General features: G+C 80.7%; 1 protein-coding gene and 1 pseudogene. Both read left to right on the forward strand.

The genetic code is table 11. The features are described from left to right. Positions 1-165 (forward strand): annotated as a pseudogene (locus WDW90_RS39325) (precorrin-4 C(11)-methyltransferase); the annotation flags it as partial. Beyond that, positions 162-275, forward strand: a 114-nt coding sequence (locus WDW90_RS41290; protein WP_488803336.1) for a nucleotide-binding protein, incomplete at its 3' end; no start/stop codon positions are given. The pseudogene WDW90_RS39325 and the gene WDW90_RS41290, both read left to right, overlap by 4 nt.

Consider the following 275-nt stretch of genomic DNA (forward strand, 5'->3'; position numbering starts at 1 on the left):
CGCCTCGCCACGCTGGCGCGGGCGGTCGCCGAGGCGGGACTCGAGCGCACCGCGCTGATCCTCGTCGGCCCGGCGCTGGCGCCGGGGGACTTTCGCGCGCGCGCGCTCTCCGCGGCCGATTACGACCGGCGCTTCCGGCCGACCGGCGCGGGGCGCGCGCCGTGAACCCGCCTGGCCTCCGCGTCGCGGCGCCGCGGTCGAGCTCGGGCAAGACCACGGTGACGCTCGCGCTGATGCGGGCGCTGAGCCGGCGCGGGCTCGCGGTCGGCTGCGCC

This window comes from Methylobacterium nigriterrae (assembly GCF_037106235.1).
GTDB lineage: Bacteria > Pseudomonadota > Alphaproteobacteria > Rhizobiales > Beijerinckiaceae > Methylobacterium > Methylobacterium nigriterrae.